16 protein-coding genes and 1 pseudogene are annotated in these 18,384 nt (G+C 66.8%); 13 read left to right on the top strand and 4 right to left on the bottom strand.

From position 1 onward, the window contains the following. From VIR09_RS27425 to VIR09_RS27415, 3 genes are all read left to right on the top strand, one after another. Positions 1 to 656, top strand: a 656-nt coding sequence (locus VIR09_RS27425; RefSeq protein WP_332015735.1) for a MurR/RpiR family transcriptional regulator, incomplete at its 5' end; no start/stop codon positions are given. A 13-nt stretch (positions 657 to 669) separates the two neighbouring features. Further along, positions 670 to 2,124, top strand: coding sequence for a D-aminoacylase (locus tag VIR09_RS27420; protein ID WP_332015734.1), 1,455 nt, complete (start codon positions 670 to 672; stop codon positions 2,122 to 2,124). A gap of 52 nt (positions 2,125 to 2,176) precedes the next feature. After that, positions 2,177 to 2,590, top strand: a complete 414-nt coding sequence (locus tag VIR09_RS27415; protein ID WP_332015733.1) for a RidA family protein — start codon at positions 2,177 to 2,179, stop codon at positions 2,588 to 2,590. 45 nt (positions 2,591 to 2,635) lie between these two features. Here the strand turns inward: VIR09_RS27415 and lolA are convergent, their stop codons facing one another. After that, complete coding sequence (gene lolA / locus VIR09_RS27410; protein ID WP_332015732.1) at positions 2,636 to 3,259, bottom strand: outer membrane lipoprotein chaperone LolA; 624 nt, start codon at positions 3,257 to 3,259, stop codon at positions 2,636 to 2,638. Continuing rightward, positions 3,259 to 5,643, bottom strand: a complete 2,385-nt coding sequence (locus VIR09_RS27405) for a DNA translocase FtsK (protein WP_332015731.1) — start codon at positions 5,641 to 5,643, stop codon at positions 3,259 to 3,261. Before VIR09_RS27405 ends, lolA begins: the two co-directional genes overlap by 1 nt. Positions 5,644 to 5,685: 42 nt before the next feature. Between VIR09_RS27405 and trxB the strand changes: the two genes are divergently transcribed. From trxB to VIR09_RS27380, 5 genes are read left to right on the top strand one after another with little or no spacing between them, the layout of a single operon-like run. Beyond that, entirely contained in the window at positions 5,686 to 6,645 is a 960-nt protein-coding gene (gene trxB, locus VIR09_RS27400) for a thioredoxin-disulfide reductase (protein WP_332015730.1), read from the top strand. Then, positions 6,632 to 7,300, top strand: a complete 669-nt coding sequence (locus tag VIR09_RS27395) for a Smr/MutS family protein (protein WP_332015729.1) — start codon at positions 6,632 to 6,634, stop codon at positions 7,298 to 7,300. Before trxB ends, VIR09_RS27395 begins: the two co-directional genes overlap by 14 nt. Further along, positions 7,297 to 7,626, top strand: a complete 330-nt coding sequence (locus VIR09_RS27390) for a DMT family transporter (RefSeq protein WP_013391892.1) — start codon at positions 7,297 to 7,299, stop codon at positions 7,624 to 7,626. The genes VIR09_RS27395 and VIR09_RS27390 overlap by 4 nt, the downstream gene beginning before the upstream one ends. Further along, on the top strand, positions 7,623 to 8,270 hold the full coding sequence (locus VIR09_RS27385; RefSeq protein ID WP_332015728.1) for a hypothetical protein: 648 nt from the start codon (positions 7,623 to 7,625) through the stop codon (positions 8,268 to 8,270). Before VIR09_RS27390 ends, VIR09_RS27385 begins: the two co-directional genes overlap by 4 nt. Continuing rightward, a complete protein-coding gene (locus tag VIR09_RS27380) occupies positions 8,257 to 9,399 on the top strand; it encodes a hypothetical protein (protein WP_332015727.1) in 1,143 nt (380 codons plus the stop codon). Before VIR09_RS27385 ends, VIR09_RS27380 begins: the two co-directional genes overlap by 14 nt. Here the strand turns inward: VIR09_RS27380 and VIR09_RS27375 are convergent. Beyond that, positions 9,396 to 11,486 (bottom strand): sodium:solute symporter family protein, encoded by a 2,091-nt coding sequence (locus tag VIR09_RS27375; RefSeq protein ID WP_332015726.1) that lies wholly within the window; start codon positions 11,484 to 11,486, stop codon positions 9,396 to 9,398. The genes VIR09_RS27380 and VIR09_RS27375 overlap by 4 nt on opposite strands. After that, positions 11,486 to 11,764, bottom strand: a complete 279-nt coding sequence (locus VIR09_RS27370) for a sodium/substrate symporter small subunit (RefSeq protein ID WP_332015725.1) — start codon at positions 11,762 to 11,764, stop codon at positions 11,486 to 11,488. The genes VIR09_RS27375 and VIR09_RS27370 overlap by 1 nt, the downstream gene beginning before the upstream one ends. Before the next feature lie 726 nt (positions 11,765 to 12,490). Here VIR09_RS27370 and kdpF point away from each other — a divergent pair. From kdpF to VIR09_RS27345, 5 genes and pseudogenes are all read left to right on the top strand, one after another. Continuing rightward, positions 12,491 to 12,580 (top strand): K(+)-transporting ATPase subunit F, encoded by a 90-nt coding sequence (gene kdpF, locus VIR09_RS27365; protein ID WP_035183859.1) that lies wholly within the window; start codon positions 12,491 to 12,493, stop codon positions 12,578 to 12,580. After that, on the top strand, positions 12,580 to 14,382 hold the full coding sequence (kdpA, locus tag VIR09_RS27360; RefSeq protein ID WP_332015724.1) for a potassium-transporting ATPase subunit KdpA: 1,803 nt from the start codon (positions 12,580 to 12,582) through the stop codon (positions 14,380 to 14,382). The genes kdpF and kdpA overlap by 1 nt, the downstream gene beginning before the upstream one ends. An 8-nt stretch (positions 14,383 to 14,390) precedes the next feature. After that, entirely contained in the window at positions 14,391 to 16,550 is a 2,160-nt protein-coding gene (kdpB, locus tag VIR09_RS27355; protein WP_414639471.1) for a potassium-transporting ATPase subunit KdpB, read from the top strand. Between the two features lie 24 nt (positions 16,551 to 16,574). Next, the gene (gene kdpC, locus VIR09_RS27350) at positions 16,575 to 17,183 is read left to right on the top strand and encodes a potassium-transporting ATPase subunit KdpC (RefSeq protein WP_332015723.1); all 609 of its coding nucleotides are present in this window, start codon (positions 16,575 to 16,577) and stop codon (positions 17,181 to 17,183) included. Positions 17,184 to 17,234: 51 nt separating this feature from the next. Beyond that, positions 17,235 to 18,384 (top strand): annotated as a pseudogene (locus VIR09_RS27345) (two-component sensor histidine kinase); the annotation flags it as partial.

The following is an 18,384-nucleotide window of genomic DNA, read 5'->3' as shown; positions in this document are numbered from 1 at the left end:
AGCTGGCCCAGGCCAGCACCGTGGGCAGCCGCTTTCTGGACCCCAGCGCGCCGCCCGAGGAAAGCACCTTCTACGCCCGCATCTACGCCGACATCGAAAGCACGCTGCGCGCACATCTGCCCAACTTCACCGAGCAGCTGTTCGAAGCCGCCGCGGGCATCGTCGACGGCGCGCGCATGATCTACGTGTTCGGCATGGGCGGCGCGTCGGCCGTGCTGGCGCAGGAAGTCCAGTCGCGCCTGGTGCGCCTGGGCTATCCCATCGCCGTCTACAGCGACGCGGTGCTGCTGCGCATGGTCGCGGCCACCCTGGACGAACGCGACGCCGTGCTGATCCTGTCGGCCTCGGGCCTGACCCCGGAAATCGTCGGCGCGGCCCGCATCGTCAAGCAGTACCAGGCGCGCATCGTCGCCATCACCGACGCGACCTCTTCCCTGGCCGGGCTGGCCGACGTGGTGCTGCCCATCCGCACCGACGAAACCGACTTCATCTACAAACCCTCGGCGTCGCGCTACGCGATGATGCTGGCCATAGACCTGCTCTCGACCGAACTGGCCATGCTGAACCAGGAAGAAAACCGGGAGCGCCTGCGCCGCATCAAGCTGGCGCTGGACGAACACCGCGGCGGCCCGAACCGCCTGCCGCTGGGCGATTGAACTGGAACACAAGATGTACGACACCCTCATAGGCAATGTGCTGGTCCTGGACGGCACCGGCGAACCCGCCTACCGTGCCAGCGTGGCGCTGGCCGACGGCCGCATCGCCGCCATCGGCGACCTGCCCGGCGCCGCTGCCCGCCATCTTTTCGACGGCACCCGGCTGGCGCTGGCCCCGGGCTTCATCGACGTGCACACCCACGACGACACCAACGTCATCCGCACGCCGGACATGCTGCCCAAGCTGTCCCAGGGCGTGACCACCGTGGTGGTGGGCAATTGCGGCATCAGCGCTTCGCCGGTGGCGCTGCGCGGCGAGCCGCCGGATCCGATGAACCTGCTGGGAACCCGCGCGGACTTCAGCTACCCCACCTTTGCGGACTACACCCGCGCCATCGAGGCCGCGCAGCCCGCCGTGAACGTGGCAGCGCTGGTCGGCCACACGGCCTTGCGCAGCAACCACATGGACCGGCTGGACCGCGCCGCCACGCGCGAGGAAGTCCTGGCCATGCGCGCACAGCTGCGCGATGCGCTGGCGCACGGCGCCGTCGGCCTGAGTACCGGACTGGCCTATGCCTCCGCCTTCGACGCGGACACCGAAGAGGTCAAACTGCTGGCCGAAGCCCTGGACGAATTCGGCGCGCTCTACACCACCCACCTGCGCTCGGAGTTCGCCACCATCCTGGAAGCCATGCAGGAAGCCTTCGACATCGCCCAGCATGCCCGCGTGCCCGTGGTGGTCTCGCACCTGAAATGCGCCGGCGCCGGCAACTGGGGCCGCACGAAGGAAGTCCTGGCCACGCTGGAAACCGCCGGCCGCCTGCAGCACGTGGGTTGCGACTGCTATCCCTATTCGGCCAGCTCGTCCACGCTGGACCTGAAGCAGGTCACGGACGAGTTCGACATCGACATCACCTGGTCCGTGCCGCATCCGGAGCAGGCCCGCCGCAAGCTGGCGGACATTGCCGCCGACTGGGGCCTGCCCCTGCTGGAAGCGGCCGCGCGCCTGCAACCGGCCGGCGCCGTGTACCACAACATGCACGAAGACGACGTGCGCCGCGTGCTGTCGCACCGGCTCACCATGGTGGGCTCAGACGGCCTGCCCAATGATCCCATGCCGCATCCGCGACTCTGGGGCGCCTTCCCGCGCGTGCTGGGGCACTACAGCCGCGACGTGGGGCTGTTCCCGCTGACCGAGGCCGTGCACAAGATGACGGGCCTGTCCGCCGCCCGCTTTGGCCTGGCCGAGCGTGGTCTGGTGCGCGAGGGCTACCACGCGGACCTGGTCCTCTTCGACCCGGCCACGGTCATCGACCGCGCCACCTTCGCCGCGCCGGTGCAGACCGCGGCCGGCATCGAGGCAGTCTGGGTCAATGGCGCCCTGTCCTACCGCCAGGGCGAAGCCACCGGCGACCGCGCTGGCCGTTGGCTGCCGCGCAGCGGTGACCTGCGCAAGAACTTCCAATAGGCGCCAGGCGTACGCCCGGCGCCAGACAGACCATCATTTCAAGGAGAGAACCATGAGCAATGCTCCCACCGCCGACAGCAACGGCATCACCCGCTACGGCGTCGCTGGCGGCACCGGCCAGGGCGGCTCGCACATGCCCTTCGCCCGCGCGGTCGCGGCCGACGGCTGGCTGCACGTGTCCGGCCAGGTGCCCATGGAAAACGGCGAAGTCGTCGAAGGCGGCATCGTGACCCAATCGCACAAGGCCATCCAGCAGGTGCTGGCCATCCTGAAGGAAGCCGGCTACGGCCCCGAACACGTGGTGCGCTGCGGCGTGTGGCTGGACGACGCGCGCGACTTCGCGTCGTTCAACAAGGTGTTCAAGGAATACTTCGGCGAGAATCCGCCGGCCCGGGCCTGCGTGCAGTCGTCGCTGGTGGTGGACGCAAAAGTCGAGGTCGACTGCATCGCGTATAAGCGTCCCTAAGCGGACTCCACGCGGAAAAAAGCCCGGCGGCGCCGGGCTTTGCTTTTACATCTTCACCACATCCACACCCTTGGGCGCAACGAACTGGAATTCCTTGGCCGGCAGCTGCGGGTTGGCGGCGATGCCCGACAAGTCCACGCGGGTAGTCTGGCCGAACGAATCCAGCAGTTCCACGCGCACCGGCAGGTTGTCCTTCATGCCGATATCGACGCGCGAGAAGCCCGCGTCGGCGGTGCGCGGCTTGGCGCGCAGCCAATCGATCCCATCCTTGGACGGCAGGGCCGAGACGTCGAACGACTGCTCCAGCGAACCCGAGCCGAACAGGATGGCGGCGGGCGAGGTGCCGATGGCGGCGTCGACCTTGCGTTCGGTCACCTGGGCCAGGTCCGGATCGAACTGGAACACCTGGCGGCCGTCCGACACCACCAGTTGTTCATAGGGCTTCTGCACCGCCCACTTGAACTTGCCGGGACGCTGGAACGAGAACACGCCGGTCTGGGCGGGCTGCGTGCGGCCCTGGTTGTTCACCGTGTACTGCGAGAACGAACCGGTGGCCGAAGTCACCGTGGCCACGAAGGCGCGCAACTGCTCTTGCGCGCTGGCGGCGTACACCATGGCGGGCGCCAGGCTCAGGGCCGCCACGGCGGCCAGTCGGCGGAACATCTTCATCAAGCTTCCTCTCGGGCCGCGGCCGCCGCGGGAACAAGGATCTCGCGGTTGCCATTGGACTGCATCGCCGACACCATACCCGATTGCTCCATCTGCTCCAGTAACCGGGCAGCACGGTTGTAACCAATGCGCAGGTGGCGCTGCACCAGCGAAATGGACGCGCGGCGGTGCTTGAGCACCACTTCGCAGGCCTGGTCGTACATCGGGTCCGACTCGGCGTCGCCGCCAATGCCAGTGACGCTGCTGGCGCCTTCGCCGCCGTCGCCGTCCAAGCCGCCTTCCAGCAGGCCTTCGATGTAATTGGGTTCGCCCTGCGCCTTGAGGCTTTCCACCACGCGGTGCACTTCGTCGTCGCTGCAGAACGCGCCGTGCACGCGCACCGGCAGGCCGGTGCCCGGCGGCATGTAGAGCATGTCGCCCTGGCCTAGCAGGGTTTCGGCGCCCATCTGGTCAAGAATGGTGCGCGAGTCGATCTTGGACGACACCTGGAACGCAATGCGCGTCGGGATGTTGGCCTTGATCAGGCCGGTGATCACGTCCACGCTGGGACGCTGGGTGGCCAGGATCAGGTGGATGCCGGCGGCGCGCGCCTTCTGCGCCAGGCGAGCGATCAGTTCTTCGATCTTCTTGCCCACCACCATCATCAGGTCGGCGAGTTCGTCGATGACCACCACGATGGTGGGCAGTGGCGCCAGCGGTTCGGGCTGGTCCGGCGTCAGCGAGAACGGATTGGGAATGGGTTCCTCGCGCTTGATCGCGTCGCGGATCTTGGTGTTGTAGCCGGCCAGGTTACGCACGCCCATCTTGCTCATCAGGCGGTAGCGCTTTTCCATTTCGCCCACGCACCAGTTCAGCGCGTTGGAAGCATGGCGCATGTCGGTGACGACGGGTGCCAACAGGTGCGGAATGCCTTCGTAGACGCTCATTTCGAGCATCTTCGGATCGATCAGGATCAGCCGGGTGTGGGACGCGTCCGCCTTGTACAGCAGCGACAGGATCATGGCGTTGATCCCCACCGACTTGCCCGAACCGGTCGTGCCCGCCACCAGCAGGTGAGGCATCTTGGCCAAGTCGGCCACCACCGGGTTGCCGGCGATGTCCTTGCCCAGCGCCATCGTCACGACCGAATGGCTGGCGTGGTAGGTCTGCGAACCCAGGATCTCGGACAGGCGCACCATCTGGCGGCGCGGGTTGGGCAGTTCCAGGCCCATCAGGTTCTTGCCCGGAATGGTTTCCACCACCCGGATGCTGACCAGGCTCAGCGCGCGCGCCAGGTCCTTGGCCAGGTTGACGATCTGACTGCCCTTCACGCCCGTGGCGGGCTCGATTTCGTAGCGCGTGATGACCGGGCCGGCTTGCGCCGCCACCACGGTGACCGACACGCCAAAGTCGGCCAGCTTCTTTTCGATCAGGCGCGAGGTGAATTCGATGGTTTCGGCCGACACCGTTTCCTGGTTGGTCAGGGGCGGATCCAGCAGGCTGATGGCCGGCAGGTCGCCTTCGGCGCCGCCCGAGGGCGCGAAGAACAGCGACTGCTGCTTTTCCTTTTCGACCCGTTCGGACTTGGGCACCACGGTAATCGCCGGTTCGATCCGGACCGGCTGCTCATGGACCAGTTTTTCCTGCTTGGCCACGACCTGTTCGGTGCGCACGGCCTTGGCGACTTCGCCGACCTTGCGGTCTTCGCGAGCGGCATAGGAATCGCGCACGCGGCGCACCAGACCTTCCAGCCAGGAGCCCACGCGTTCGGCGATGGACAGCCACGAGAACGAGAAGAACAGGCTCAGGCCGATGGCCAGCATGACCAGGAAGGCCAGGGTGCTGCCGGTGAAGCCGATGCTGCGGCCAATCAGGTCGGCCAACGTCTGGCCGATCACGCCGCCGGCGCCGCTGGTGTTTTCCGAGGCGCCGGGCAGATGCGTGCCGCGGCTGGCCAGGCGCAGGGCTTCCATGCCCAGCGAACCGACCAGCAACAGGAAGAAGCCGATGCCCTCTTCCCAGTGGACACGGGGCAACACTTCTGGCTGCTTACTATTGGTAACGCGAAGATGGCTGGCCAGGCGGCGGTAGCCCGCCCTCACCCGGTGCAGCAGCAGGATCACCCACCACCAGGCGGAAAATCCGAACAAATAGAGCAGGATGTCCGCCAGATAGGCGCCCAGGGTCCCGCCCCGGTTGTGGATGGCGCCGGCGGGGACGGAATGCGACCAGCCCGGGTCGGCGGCGTTCCAGGTGGCCAGCACTAGCGTCAGCCAGGCCGCCAGGGCGGCGAAGAGGATCCAGCGGGCTTCACGCAGCAGTGCGGACAAGCGCGTCTGCAGGGGGGAAGGCCCGTTACGGGTGTTGCGCGAGGCGCGCGGAGAAGCAGTCGAGATACGCGGCATGCGGCTCATTATAATTGGGCGTTAACCTAAAGATACCCGCCCATGTCCACGCCTACGCACGCTAAAGTTTTGATACTCGGTTCCGGCCCTGCCGGTTACACGGCGGCCGTCTATGCGGCACGCGCCAATCTGAGCCCTGTTCTTGTTACAGGTCTGGCCCAAGGCGGCCAGCTCATGACCACCACGGACGTCGACAACTGGCCGGCCGACGCCGATGGCGTGCAGGGTCCGGACCTGATGCAGCGCTTCCAGAAGCACGCTGAACGCTTCAATACCGAAATGCTCTTCGACCACATTGCCAAGGTCGACCTGTCCAAGCGCCCGTTCACCCTCACGGGCGACACCGGCAAGATCTACACCTGCGACTCCCTGATCATCGCCACCGGCGCCTCGGCCAAGTACCTCGGCCTGCCATCGGAAGAAGCCTTCATGGGCCGGGGCGTGTCCGGCTGCGCCACCTGCGACGGCTTCTTCTACCGCAACCAGGACGTGGTGGTGGTCGGCGGCGGCAATACCGCCGTGGAAGAAGCGCTGTATCTGTCGAACATCTGCCGCAAGGTCACCCTGATCCACCGCCGCGACAAATTCCGCGCCGAGCCCATCCTGGTCGACAAGCTCATGAGCAAGGTCGAGAACGGCAACATGGAACTGAAGCTGTTCCATACCCTGGAAGAAGTGCTGGGCGACGACAGCGGCGTAACCGGCGTGCGCGTGCGCCACGTGGACACCGGCGCCACCGAAGACATGACGGTCACCGGCGCCTTCATCGCCATCGGCCACCAGCCCAATACCGAAATCTTCCAGGGCCAACTGGAAATGAAGGACGGCTACATCGTCACCAAGAGCGGCCTGTCCGGCATGGCGACGATGACCTCGGTCCCCGGCGTGTTCGCCGCCGGCGACGTGCAGGACCACGTCTACCGCCAGGCCATCACCAGCGCCGGCACGGGCTGCATGGCCGCGCTGGACGCACAACGGTGGCTGGAGAATGCGGGGCAGTAAGGTCGGCCTGGCCGACCTGAAACGCCTGAAGAAAGACCTGCAGGCCGAGCGCGAACGCACCGCCCTCGCCCAGCGGGTCGCGGTGCTCAAAAAGCCCGATACCGCCCCCGTGGACGACATGGCGGCCTTCAAGCGCACCATGAAGTCGGTCACGCCGATCAAGCAGACCGCCCGGGTGGAACACAAACCCGTGGCGGAGCCCGCGCCCGCCCTGCGCCGCGCCAATGCCTTGGGCGAAACGCCCACGCGCGCCGACGCCGGCGTCTCCGACGGCGGTGAAATCACGCACCTGCTATCCGAAGGCGGCACCGCCTTCGTGCGCAGCGACGCCGCGCCCGACACCGCCCGCAACCTGCGCCGCGGCCAATGGCGCGCCGGCGCCGAACTGGATCTGCACGGCCTGCGGGTGGAACAGGCCCGCCATGCCCTGCTGTCGTTCCTGGACGAATGCCAGGAACACGGCATCCGATGCGTGCGCGTGGTGCACGGCAAGGGCTATGGCTCGCAGGGGCTGGAACCGGTATTGAAAGACATGGCCCGCACCTGGCTGGTGCAGAAAAGCGAAGTGCTGGCATTTTCCGAAGCCCCCGAACGCGAAGGCGGCGCGGGTGCCCTGCTGGTGCTGCTGCGGCAATCCGAGGGATCGCGCAAATGAAGTGGCTCTACCTGGGCGTGGCCATCATCGCCGAGATCTTCGCGACCAGCGCGCTCAAGGGATCCGAAGGATTCACCCGCCTGACGCCGTCCATCATCACAGTGGTCGGCTACCTGATCTCGTTCTACTTCCTGTCGCTGACGCTGCGCGAAATTCCCGTGGGCATCGCCTACGCCATCTGGTCCGGCGTGGGCATCGTGCTGATTTCCATCGTCGGCGCGGTGCTGTTCAAGCAGCACCTGGACACGCCCGCGCTCATCGGCATCGGGCTCATCATCGCCGGCGTGGTGGTGATGAACGTCTTCTCGAAATCCGTTTCGCATTGAAGCCGCGCGCTCCGTCGACGGCAAACTTCCGTATCCGCCGCTGGCTGGCGGCCAGTATGTGCCTGGGCTGCCTGGGCCTGCTGCCGGCAAGCAACGCCTGGGCCCAGGACTTCAACCGCGCCGCCGAACTCGTGCGCTATCGCGCCTGGCTCACCGCTTTCAAACAAGACCTCGACCAGTTGTCCGCTACGCCCCGCGCGCTCTCGGAGACCGAACTGGACGCGTTGTTCACCCGCACGGTGACGCCCGGCACGCGCGGCGCGGGGTTCATCCGCCAGGCCTTCACGCAGCGCGGCGGCGAAGGCGGCTACTTTCCAAAATCCGGCCCGCGCGCCGTACTCATGGCCGTGCTGGACAGCGCCATCCCTGCCGGCCAGGGCGGCATATACCCGGAAGTGGACGCAGCGCTGAACGTCACGGACCTGACCGTCTGGTACCTGCATGTGGATGTCGGCGACATGACCAACACCTACCTGCTTTCGGGCGAGCACTTCACGCCTTACCGGCTGCCGCCTCCCGGCAAGCTGGAACGCAATGCCTACCCCTTCCTGCTGATGGATACGCGCGACGGCGCCCTGCGCCTGGGCGGCGTCAGCAGCGAACTGTGGGGGCTGATCGCCTACCTGCACAATGCCACGCTCTGAGTCCTCACTGCACCTGCTTGCGCTGATGGCGCTGTCCATGGCGCCCGGGCTGGCGAGCGCGCTCTGCGAACCGCTGGCCGCGTCCGCGCAGCGCCAAACCAGGGTGATGGACATTTCCCTGGACGACACGAACACCTTGCTGGCGCTGGACGGCTCGCGCATCCGATCATGGCTGCCTGGCGTCGCCATCGACACGGGCGCGCGCGCCGCCGCCGTCATATGGGCAGAACGCGTGGACTGGTCGGTCTACGCGGCCGCGCCCGACGCCCGCATCGGCGTCACCATGCTGCGCTGGGAAAGCGGCGCGGGCGGCCGCCGACACTTATGCGGCATTGCCCGATACAGCGCCAGCGCCGTGCAGGAAGCCCGGGAATCGGGCATGGCCGCGCTCCCTGCGCCGCACGCGGAGACGCGCTTCTACTATGACGCCAGCGGCCGCTTGACGGGCTACGAAGAACGCTCGCGCGCTTGGGACGGCCGCCGCAACCGGCCAGCTCGCTACTGCCTGCGCTACGACGCCCACGGCTGGCTGGCCGAGCTGGGCGCCAACAATTGCTCGGCGCCCTCCCGGCCCGTGGCCCGCTATGTGCATGACGCGGCCGGTCGGCTGCTGCGCACCATTTCCTACCAAGACAAGTCCGAGAATGCGTTTGAAGTCGTGACGCGTGACGCCCAGGGCCGCGAGGCACAACGTTATTTGCGCCAACGGAAGGCATGGTCGGACGAGGCGCCCGTGCTGGGACTGCCTTACCGCGCAAGCCCGAACCAGTACGCCGTGCTGGTGCTGCCCGGCCCGGCCTGGGAAGCGCCTGCGCTGGACTCGTACCACTACGACTGGGCCATCGTGCAGCCCAAGCAGACTGCCGAGCACACGGCCAGCATCTATGCCGCCAAGCGCGACCCCGCCCAGGTGCTGGCAACTGGCAACAGCGGCAACGGTGGACAGTTCGCCATTAGCGCCGCGCAACGCAAGCGGATCTGGGACGCCGCCGGCCAGACGCCAGGCGGCGTGCAATGGCTATGGGCGCCCGGCCAGACCTATACCTTGCTGCAAGCCATGCCAGCGGCACGGTGGGCTTCCTGCATCGACCCGGAAAACCGGCACGCCGACGCCTGCGGCACGCCTTAGGCGCGCTCGCCCTGCGGCTTGGGCGCGCCCGGATGGCGCAGATAGTCCACCAGCGCCAGCGTGGCGCGGTCGGGCGGCGGCGTCAGCAGGGACACCACGATGATGGTCAGGAAAGCCACCGGCGCGCCGAACACGCCCGCCGCGATCGGCTGGATGCCCCACCACAGATCCACCGGCTGCGTGCGCGAAATGTCCAGCACCCATTCGCGCAGCCAGGGGTGCGTGTGCGTCATGTAGGCAAACGTCACCGCCAGCCCCGCCGCCATGCCCAGCGTCGCGCCCCATTTGTTGGCGCGGCGCCAGAACACGCCCATGACCAGGGCCGGGAAAAAGGACGAAGCCGCAAAGGAAAACGCGGCCGACACCATGAAGAGAATGTCCGCCGGTTTGCGCGCGGCCACCCAGGCGGCGCCAAAAGCCACCAGCAGCAACAGGATCTTGGACACCATCACGCGGCGCGCCGCCGACATGCGCGGCGACACCATGCGATACCACATGTCGTGCGACAGGGAGTTGGACAGGGTCAGCAGCAAGCCGTCGGCGGTGGATAGCGCCGCGGCCAGGCCGCCCGCTGCCACCAGGGCCGAGATCACGTAGGGCAATCCGCCGATTTCCGGCATGGCCAGCACCACCACGTCGGCGCCCATGCTGATCTCGCTGAGCTGCACGATGCCGTCGCGGTTGACGTCGGTCACGTCCAGCAGATTGCTGTCGACGGCGCTCCAGGCATGCACCCAATTGGGCAGGCTGAGGAAGCTGGATCCCACCACCTGGGTATAGACCTCGTACTTCACCAGCAGCGCCAGCGCCGGCGCCATGAAGTACAGCAGCAGGATGAACAGCAGCGACCAGCACACCGACTTGCGCGCTTCGATGACCGAAGGCGTGGTGTATGAGCGCATCAGGATATGCGGCATGCCGGCGGTCCCCAGCATCAGGCAGAGCACCAGCGCCAGGAAGTTGATCCGCATGTTGCGCCGCTCTTCCGGGTCCTTGGAGGGAAAGGGCTCCGCATGCGGCGTGGCTGGCGCCGCCCTGGCCTCGAACGTGGCTTTAGACTGCGACCATGCAATGCGCGCCTCTTCCACGCTGCCGGGGTAGCTGGACAGCTCGCGCTCCGCCGAGCGGATCTCGACCATGGGCGCGTCGGTGGCGTTCAGTTGAGCCAGCCGGCTGCGCAACTTGTCCTTTTCCAGCGTCCACGATTCGGGCAATGCCGCCACCCGTCGGCCCATCTCGTTGGCGCGCTCCTGCCAAAGCCGGCGCGCCTCGATTTCGGACGGGTCGTTCTGCAGGTAGACCTCTTTTTCGGTGACCTGCTGCAGCACCACGCCGGCCGACAACTGCGGTATCGGCATATTGGTGTGCTTGACCGACAGCCACACCACCGGCACCAGGTAGGCAATGACCAGGATGATGTACTGCCCCACCTGCGTCCAGGTGACCGCGCGCATGCCGCCCAGGAACGAACAGACCAGCATGCCGCCCAGCGCCACGAAGATGCCAAGCTCGAACGAGATGCCGGTCATGCGCGTGGTGATGATGCCCACGCCGTAGATCTGCGCCACCAGGTAGGTGAAGGAACAGAGGATGGCGCAGGCCACGCCCGCCAGGCGCGGCATGTTGCCGCCATAGCGCGCGCCCATGAAATCGGGAATGGTGTATTGGCCGAAGCGGCGCAGGTAAGGCGCCAGCAGCATCGCCACCAGCACATAGCCGCCGGTCCAGCCCATGATGTAGGCCAGTCCGCCATAGCCCGTCAGGTAGAGCGTCCCCGCCACCCCGATGAAGGACGCCACCGACATCCAGTCGGCCGCCGTGGCCATGCCGTTATAGATCGCCGGCACCCGCCGGCCGGCCACGTAATACTCCACCTGGTCCGAGGTCCGGCAGACGATGCCGATACCGGCGTACAGGCTGACCGTGACCAGCAGGAACACGTAGCCGATCCAGTTGCGCGGCATGCCCAGGATCTCGGCCAGCGCCATCAGCAGGATCATCAGCGCGAAGCCTGCCGTGTAGAGCACATAGATGCGGCGCAACCGGACTCTGAATTGCTGGGGCGTGTCTCCGCTGAAAAACGGCATCAGCGGTGCCCTCCGGGCTCTTCGAAGTGCTCATCGGCGCGGTTCATGACCCGGGCGTAGATACCGATGATGATCAGGTAGGCCAGCGGCGCGCCATAGGCCGCCATCCAGAATGCGAAGGGCCAGCCTATGAAGTCGAAGTTCAGGCTGCGGGCGAAATAGGCGGGAATGAAGGTCAGCGCGGCCCAGACGACGAGCAGCACCAGGATCAGCCGCAAGTTGCGGCGCCAATAGGGAGTCGAGGCTGGCTTTGAGGATGAAAGGCGCGATTCCGACATAGCTGGGATGAGCTGACCCTGTCTGATTATCGCGAAACGCAGCGCCTGAAAAGCCCTGGTACTTGAAATGCCGGCTTTTTATGCGACAACGGCTGGCACCTGGTGCCAGCCGTTGTGCGTTTTGCTTTTTTTGGGTACTGCTTTACTTTTTTTATGTACCGGTGCCGCCGGTATTTGCCCATGCAGGGCTTTGTCTCCTCACCTGCATGGGATGAGATTCTGCACCAGAAGCGGGATTGTCACACTAGGGGAATGCCCTAAGAAGGAGCATTCATTTACATATTTCCCGCACCAATTTGGTGCGTTTTGGTATTGAAGTTCTAAATATTGGGATTTTTCGACCGCCAAACGGCGACTCCAGTCCCGAGAATTGCGCCATTCACCCGCTCTTTCCGCAGATATCCCGCATGGGCCAAGGCGGTGTATGCGCCATGCCCCGCATTCGGGCAGCGGCCGTCCAGGCCGCGTTTACGTTTCATTTATATCCCCCTCCCAAACGTATACCCCGTTTTTACCCCCTGCTCCGTAACCTGCCGGTGTCCTGATTGGTCACTACGCCTGCCCGGCGCGCATCCGTATCCGCCGCGCAGGCCCGTCGTTCGAAGGGAGCGCAGCTCCCGGGAGGAAATACGTGGATGCCATTTATATCGCCATCTTCGCCGTCATGGCCGGGCTGACTTTCGCCCTGCTCCGGTTCTGCGAAGCCTTGTCTTCGGGAGAGCAACCATGAGCTGGCTCTACTGGCTGAGCGGCCTGACGGCCGCCCTGTTGTTCGTGTACCTGCTGGTCGCGCTGTTCAAACCGGAGAAATTCTGATGACTGCCGAATTCATTGGATTGCTGGTCGTGTACCTGGCAGTCCTGCTTGCGATCGCGCCCCTGCTCGGGCGCTATATCCGCATCGCCATGGAAAACGGGCAGTCGCGGCTGACCGCCTGGGGCCGCCCGATAGAGCGCGGCATCTACCGGCTGGCGGGCATAGACCCGCAGGCCGAGATGGGCTGGAAGCGCTACGCCGTGGCGGTGCTGGCCTTCAACATCATCGGTATCGCGGCGGTCTACGCCCTGCAGCGCCTGCAGGGCATGCTGCCGCTGAATCCCGCCGGCATGGGCGCGGTGTCGGCGGATTCCGCCCTGAACACCGCCATCAGCTTCGTCGCCAACACCAACTGGCAAGGCTATGGCGGCGAATCGACGATGAGCTACCTGACGCAGATGCTGGCCCTTACGGTGCAGAACTTCGTCTCGGCCGCTACCGGCATTGCCGTGCTGTTCGCGCTGATTCGCGGCCTGTCGCGCCATTGCTCGGCCACGGTCGGCAATTTCTGGACCGACATGGTGCGCAGCACGCTGTACGTGCTGCTGCCGCTGTCCCTGGTGCTGGCGCTGGCGCTGGTCAGCCAGGGCGTGATCCAGAATTTCAGCCCCTACCAGGAGGTCCAGACCATCGAGGCCGTGCACTACGACCAGCCGCGCGTGGACGCCCAGGGCCAGCCCGTGCTCGATGCCCAGGGCCAGGCCGTAACGGATCCGGCGGTCAGCAAGACCCAGACCCTGGCCATGGGCCCGGTCGCCTCGCAGGAATCGATCAAGCTGCTGGGCACCAATGGCGGCGGCTTCTTCAACGCCAACTCCGCCCACCCCTTCGAGAACCCCACGCCGCTGGCCAACTTCCTGGAGATGCTGGCCATCCTGGCGATTCCCGCCGCGCTGTGCTTCTCGTTCGGCGAAATGGTCGGCAGCCGGCGCCAGGGCATCGCGATCCTGGCGGCCATGACGGTGCTGTTCACGGTGTTTGCGCTGTCCGCCGCCTACTTCGAGCAGCAGCCCAATCCGATGGCGGCCCAGGCCAGCGCCGACAGCACGCTCAGCGCCTACTCCCCCGGCGGCAACATGGAGGGCAAGGAAACCCGCTTCGGCATCGCCGCCACCTCGCTGTTCGCCACCGTCACCACGGCGGCCTCCTGCGGCGCCGTCAACGGCATGCACGATTCGCTCAATGCCATGGGCGGGCTGACGCCGATGCTGCTGATGCAACTGGGCGAAGTGGTCTTCGGCGGCGTGGGCTCGGGCCTGTACGGCATGCTGGCCTTCGCCATCCTGGGCGTTTTCATCGCCGGGCTGATGATAGGCCGCACCCCCGAGTATCTGGGCAAGAAGATCGAAGCCTATGACATGAAGATGGTTTCCATCGTCATCCTGGCCACCCCGCTGCTGGTGCTTTGCGGCACGGCGCTGGCGGTCTCGATGGCGGCCGGCCAGGCCGGCGTGCTGAACCCAGGCATCCACGGTTTCTCCGAAATCCTCTATGCCCTGACCTCCGCCGCCAACAACAACGGCAGCGCCTTCGCCGGATTGTCCGCCAACACCCCCTTCTACAACGTGTTGCTGGGCATCGCCATGTGGTTCGGCCGCTTCGCCATCATCGTCGCCATCCTGGCGATGGCCGGCTCGCTGGCCGCCAAGCGCCGGCTTCCCGCCGGCCCCGGCAGCATGCCCACCACCGGCCCCCTCTTCGTGGTGCTGCTGATAGGCGCGGTGCTGCTGGTGGGCGCCCTGACATACGTGCCTGCGCTCGCTCTGGGCCCGGTCGCGGAACACCTGCAATTGAAAGGCTAGGAATGAAAATGGCCAAGATTGAAACCTCTACTACAGGCGCCGGCGGCGGCGGCGCCCGCGCCACGGCTAGCGGCGCCCATGAACGCCAGTTCGGCATGTGGTCGCGCGCCCTGGTCGGCCCCGCGGTGCTGGACAGCCTGCGCAAGCTCTCGCCCGCCGCGCAGCTGAAGAATCCCGTGATGTTCGTGGTCTACGTGGGCAGCATCCTGACCACGGTACTGTGGATCATGGCCCTGCGCGGCCAGGCCGAGGCGCCCGCCGGCTTCATCCTGGCGATCAGCGTGTGGCTGTGGTTCACGGTGCTGTTCGCGAACTTCGCCGAAGCCCTGGCCGAAGGCCGCGGCAAGCAACAGGCGGCCACGTTGCGCGGCTTGCGCACCACCATCGACGCCCGCCTGCTGAAAGGCTTCCGCGACGCCGACACCGCCACGGCACAACCCGGCAACTGGCGCCGTCAGGCAGTCAGCCAGCCTTCCGGCCTGCTGCGCCGCGACGACGTGGTGCTGGTGGAGGCGGGCGAGACCATCCCCGGAGACGGCCAGGTCATCGCCGGCGTGGCATCGGTCGATGAAAGCGCCATCACCGGCGAATCCGCGCCCGTGATCCGCGAATCCGGCGGCGACTTCTCGTCGGTGACCGGCGGCACCCGCGTGCTATCGGACTGGATCTTCGTGCGTATCGCGGCCGATCCAGGCGAGAGCTTCCTGGACCGCATGATCGCCATGGTCGAAGGCGCCAAGCGCCAGAAGACGCCGAACGAGCTGGCCCTCACCATCCTGCTGGTGGGCCTGACCGTGGTGTTCCTGCTGGTGGTCGTCACCCTGATGCCGTTCTCGATCTACGCGGTCAACGCCGCCGGCGGCGGTTCCGTGGTCACGGTAACGGTGCTGGTCGCGCTGCTGGTCTGCCTGATTCCCACCACCATCGGCGGCCTGCTGTCGGCCATCGGCGTGGCAGGCATGAGCCGCATGATGGGCGCCAACGTCATCGCCACATCGGGCCGCGCGGTCGAAGCCGCCGGCGACGTCGACGTGCTGTTGCTGGACAAGACCGGCACCATCACCTTCGGCAACCGCCAGGCTTCCACCTTCCTGCCGGCGCCCGGCGTGTCCGCGCGCGAACTGGCCGAGGCAGCGCGCCTGGCCTCGCTGGCCGATGAGACGCCGGAAGGCCGCAGCATCGTCGCGCTGGCCGACAAATCCATCCACGCGCCGGCCGCGGCCATGGCGCACGCCGAGTTCGTGCCCTTCACCGCGCAGTCGCGCATGAGCGGCGTGAACCTCAGCGGCCGCATGATCCGCAAGGGCGCCGTCGACGCCGTGCAGGCCTGGCTGGCCGCGCAGGACTCGACGGTACCGGAGCAGGCCCTGCGCCTGGCCGAAGACGTGGCGCGCCGCGGCAGCACGCCCCTGATGGTCAGCGACGGCAACCGCGCGCTCGGCGTGGTCGAACTGAAAGACATCGTCAAGCCGGACATCCAGTCGCGCTTCGCGGAGTTGCGCCGCATGGGCATCAAGACCGTGATGATCACGGGCGACAACAAGCTCACGGCCGCGTCCATCGCCGCTGAAGCCGGGGTGGACGACTTCCTGGCCGAGGCCACGCCCGAGGCCAAGCTCAAGCTGATCCGCGCCTATCAGGCGGAGGGCCGGCTGGTAGCCATGACGGGCGACGGCACCAACGATGCGCCCGCGCTGGCGCAGGCCGACGTGGCGGTGGCGATGAACTCGGGCACCCAGGCCGCCAAGGAGGCGGGCAATATGGTGGACCTGGATTCCAACCCCACCAAGCTGATCGAGATCGTCGAGATCGGCAAGCAGATGCTGATGACCCGCGGCGCGTTGACGACCTTCAGCGTGGCCAACGACGTGGCCAAGTATTTCGCCATCATTCCGGCCGCCTTCGCCACCGTCTATCCGCAGCTCAACGTGCTGAACATCATGGGCCTGGCCACGCCGGCCTCGGCCATCCTGTCGGCCGTGATCTTCAACGCGCTGATCATCGTGGTGCTGATCCCGCTGGCGCTCAAGGGCGTGCGCTACCGGGCGCTGGGAGCGGCAGTGCTGTTGCGCCGCAATCTGCTCATCTATGGCCTGGGCGGCCTGCTGGTGCCGTTTGCCGGCATCAAGCTGGTCGACATGGTACTGGCCGCCCTGGGCTGGGCCTGAGCCCCACACTGCAAGGAACCCATCATGAAAAACTCCACCTCCCTGCCGCGCCAAGGCGGCATACTGCGCCCCGCGCTGGTCGTCTTCGCCGCGCTGTCGCTGGTGACCGGCCTGGCCTACCCCTTCCTGACCACGGGCATCGCCGCCGCCGTTTTCCCGCACGAAGCGGCCGGCTCGCTGATCAAGCAAGGCGATCGCGTCGTAGGCTCGGAACTGATCGGCCAGTCGTTCAGTTCGCCCGGCTACTTCTGGGGCCGCCCGTCCGCCACCGCGCCCATGCCGTACAACGGCGCCGGCTCCGGCGGTTCGAACCTGGGGCCGCGCAATCCGGCGCTGGCCGACGCCATCCAGGCGCGCATTGCCGCGCTGAAGGCGGCCGATCCCGACAACCCGGTCCCCGTGCCGGTGGACCTGGTCACCGCCTCCGGCAGCGGCCTGGATCCGCACATCAGCCCGGCTGCCGCGGCCTACCAGGCGGCTCGTGTGGCGCGCGTCCGCAACCTGCCGCGCGCGCAGGTCGATGCCCTGATCCAGGCCCATACCGAAAAGCCCTGGCTGGGCGTGCTGGGCGACTCCGCGGTCAATGTGCTGACGCTGAACCTGGCGCTGGATCAATTGCGTCCGGCGCGCTGATGTCGCGGCGTATAGTATTGCCAGCCGTTCCCTCCCACCTATTGCGCGTTCATGGCTGATATCGCTGGCGAGCGTCCCGATCCCGACGCGCTCTTGAAGACCTTGGACGACGCTGCGCGCCAGGCGGTGCGCGGCAAGCTGCGGGTCTACTTCGGATCGTCGGCCGGTGTGGGCAAGACCTACGCCATGCTGGAGGCGGCGCGCGCGCAAGCCGCCCAGGGCGCCGACGTGCTGGCCGGCATCGTCGAAACCCACGGCCGGCGCGAAACCGCCACGCTGCTGGAGGGCCTGCCCGTCCTGCCGCTGCAGGACGTGCCGTACCGCGGCCACGTGCTGAAGGAATTCGACCTGGACGGCGCGCTGGCCCGCCACCCTGACCTGGTGCTGGTGGACGAGCTGGCCCACTCGAACGCGCCCGGCTCGCGCCACGCCAAGCGCTGGCAGGACATCCAGGAACTCCTGACGGCCGGCATCGACGTCTGGACCACGCTGAACGTGCAGCACCTGGACAGCCTGAACGAAGCTGTGGGCAGCATCACCGGCGTGCGCGTCTGGGAGACCGTGCCCGACGAGGTCTTCGACGCGGCCGACGAAGTCATCCTGGTGGACCTGTCTGCCGACGAGCTGCTGCGCCGCTTGAAGGAAGGCAAGGTCTACCTGCCCGAGCAGGCCCGCCACGCCACCCGCAATTTCTTCCGCAAGGGCAACCTGATCGCACTGCGCGAGCTGGCGCTGCGCCGCACCGCCGACCACGTCGACGACGACGTCCAGGCCTACCGCCGCGACCGCGCCATCGAACCCGTGTGGCGCACGCGCGAGGCCGTGGTCGCCTGCATCGGCCCGGACGTCGACGCCGATTACGTCATCCGCAGCGCCCACCGCCTGAGCCAGCAGCTGGAATGCGATCTGCACGTGGTCACCATCGACACGCCGCGCGCGGCTCCGCCGCCCCAGGCCGAACAGGAACGCATGCAGCGCAGCCTGGCCCTGGCCGATGCGCTGGGCGCGCGCAGCGAAACCCTGGCCGGCGGCGACATGGTCGACGCCGTGGTGCGCTACGTGCGCCGCCACAACATCACCAAGGCCATCATTGGCCGGACCCGCGCCAGCGGCCTGCAACGCCTGCGCCTGTCGCTCTCCGCGGTGCTGACCGCGGCCATCTCGCCGGGCTGGCTGTGGCGCCGCCACAGCTTCGCCGACA

The sequence above is a fragment of the Achromobacter sp. genome, from assembly GCF_036567245.1.
GTDB lineage: Bacteria > Pseudomonadota > Gammaproteobacteria > Burkholderiales > Burkholderiaceae_B > Achromobacter.
The sequence above is the reverse complement of the archived record's forward strand: the minus strand, read 5'-3'. Positions and strand labels throughout refer to the sequence as shown.

What these genes read in the sequence shown, in the direction of transcription:
- VIR09_RS27395 (WP_332015729.1), top strand. Translation starts at nt 6,632, where the DNA reads ATGCGGGGCAGTAAGGTCGGCCTGGCCGACCTGAAACGCCTGAAGAAA.
- kdpC (WP_332015723.1), top strand. Translation starts at nt 16,575, where the DNA reads ATGAAAAACTCCACCTCCCTGCCGCGCCAAGGCGGCATACTGCGCCCC.
- VIR09_RS27390 (WP_013391892.1), top strand. Translation starts at nt 7,297, where the DNA reads ATGAAGTGGCTCTACCTGGGCGTGGCCATCATCGCCGAGATCTTCGCG.
- VIR09_RS27405 (WP_332015731.1), bottom strand. Translation starts at nt 5,643, where the DNA reads ATGCCGCGTATCTCGACTGCTTCTCCGCGCGCCTCGCGCAACACCCGT.
- kdpB (WP_414639471.1), top strand. Translation starts at nt 14,391, where the DNA reads ATGGCCAAGATTGAAACCTCTACTACAGGCGCCGGCGGCGGCGGCGCC.
- lolA (WP_332015732.1), bottom strand. Translation starts at nt 3,259, where the DNA reads ATGAAGATGTTCCGCCGACTGGCCGCCGTGGCGGCCCTGAGCCTGGCG.
- trxB (WP_332015730.1), top strand. Translation starts at nt 5,686, where the DNA reads ATGTCCACGCCTACGCACGCTAAAGTTTTGATACTCGGTTCCGGCCCT.
- VIR09_RS27370 (WP_332015725.1), bottom strand. Translation starts at nt 11,764, where the DNA reads ATGTCGGAATCGCGCCTTTCATCCTCAAAGCCAGCCTCGACTCCCTAT.
- VIR09_RS27380 (WP_332015727.1), top strand. Translation starts at nt 8,257, where the DNA reads ATGCCACGCTCTGAGTCCTCACTGCACCTGCTTGCGCTGATGGCGCTG.
- kdpA (WP_332015724.1), top strand. Translation starts at nt 12,580, where the DNA reads ATGACTGCCGAATTCATTGGATTGCTGGTCGTGTACCTGGCAGTCCTG.
- VIR09_RS27375 (WP_332015726.1), bottom strand. Translation starts at nt 11,486, where the DNA reads ATGCCGTTTTTCAGCGGAGACACGCCCCAGCAATTCAGAGTCCGGTTG.
- VIR09_RS27415 (WP_332015733.1), top strand. Translation starts at nt 2,177, where the DNA reads ATGAGCAATGCTCCCACCGCCGACAGCAACGGCATCACCCGCTACGGC.
- VIR09_RS27420 (WP_332015734.1), top strand. Translation starts at nt 670, where the DNA reads ATGTACGACACCCTCATAGGCAATGTGCTGGTCCTGGACGGCACCGGC.
- kdpF (WP_035183859.1), top strand. Translation starts at nt 12,491, where the DNA reads ATGAGCTGGCTCTACTGGCTGAGCGGCCTGACGGCCGCCCTGTTGTTC.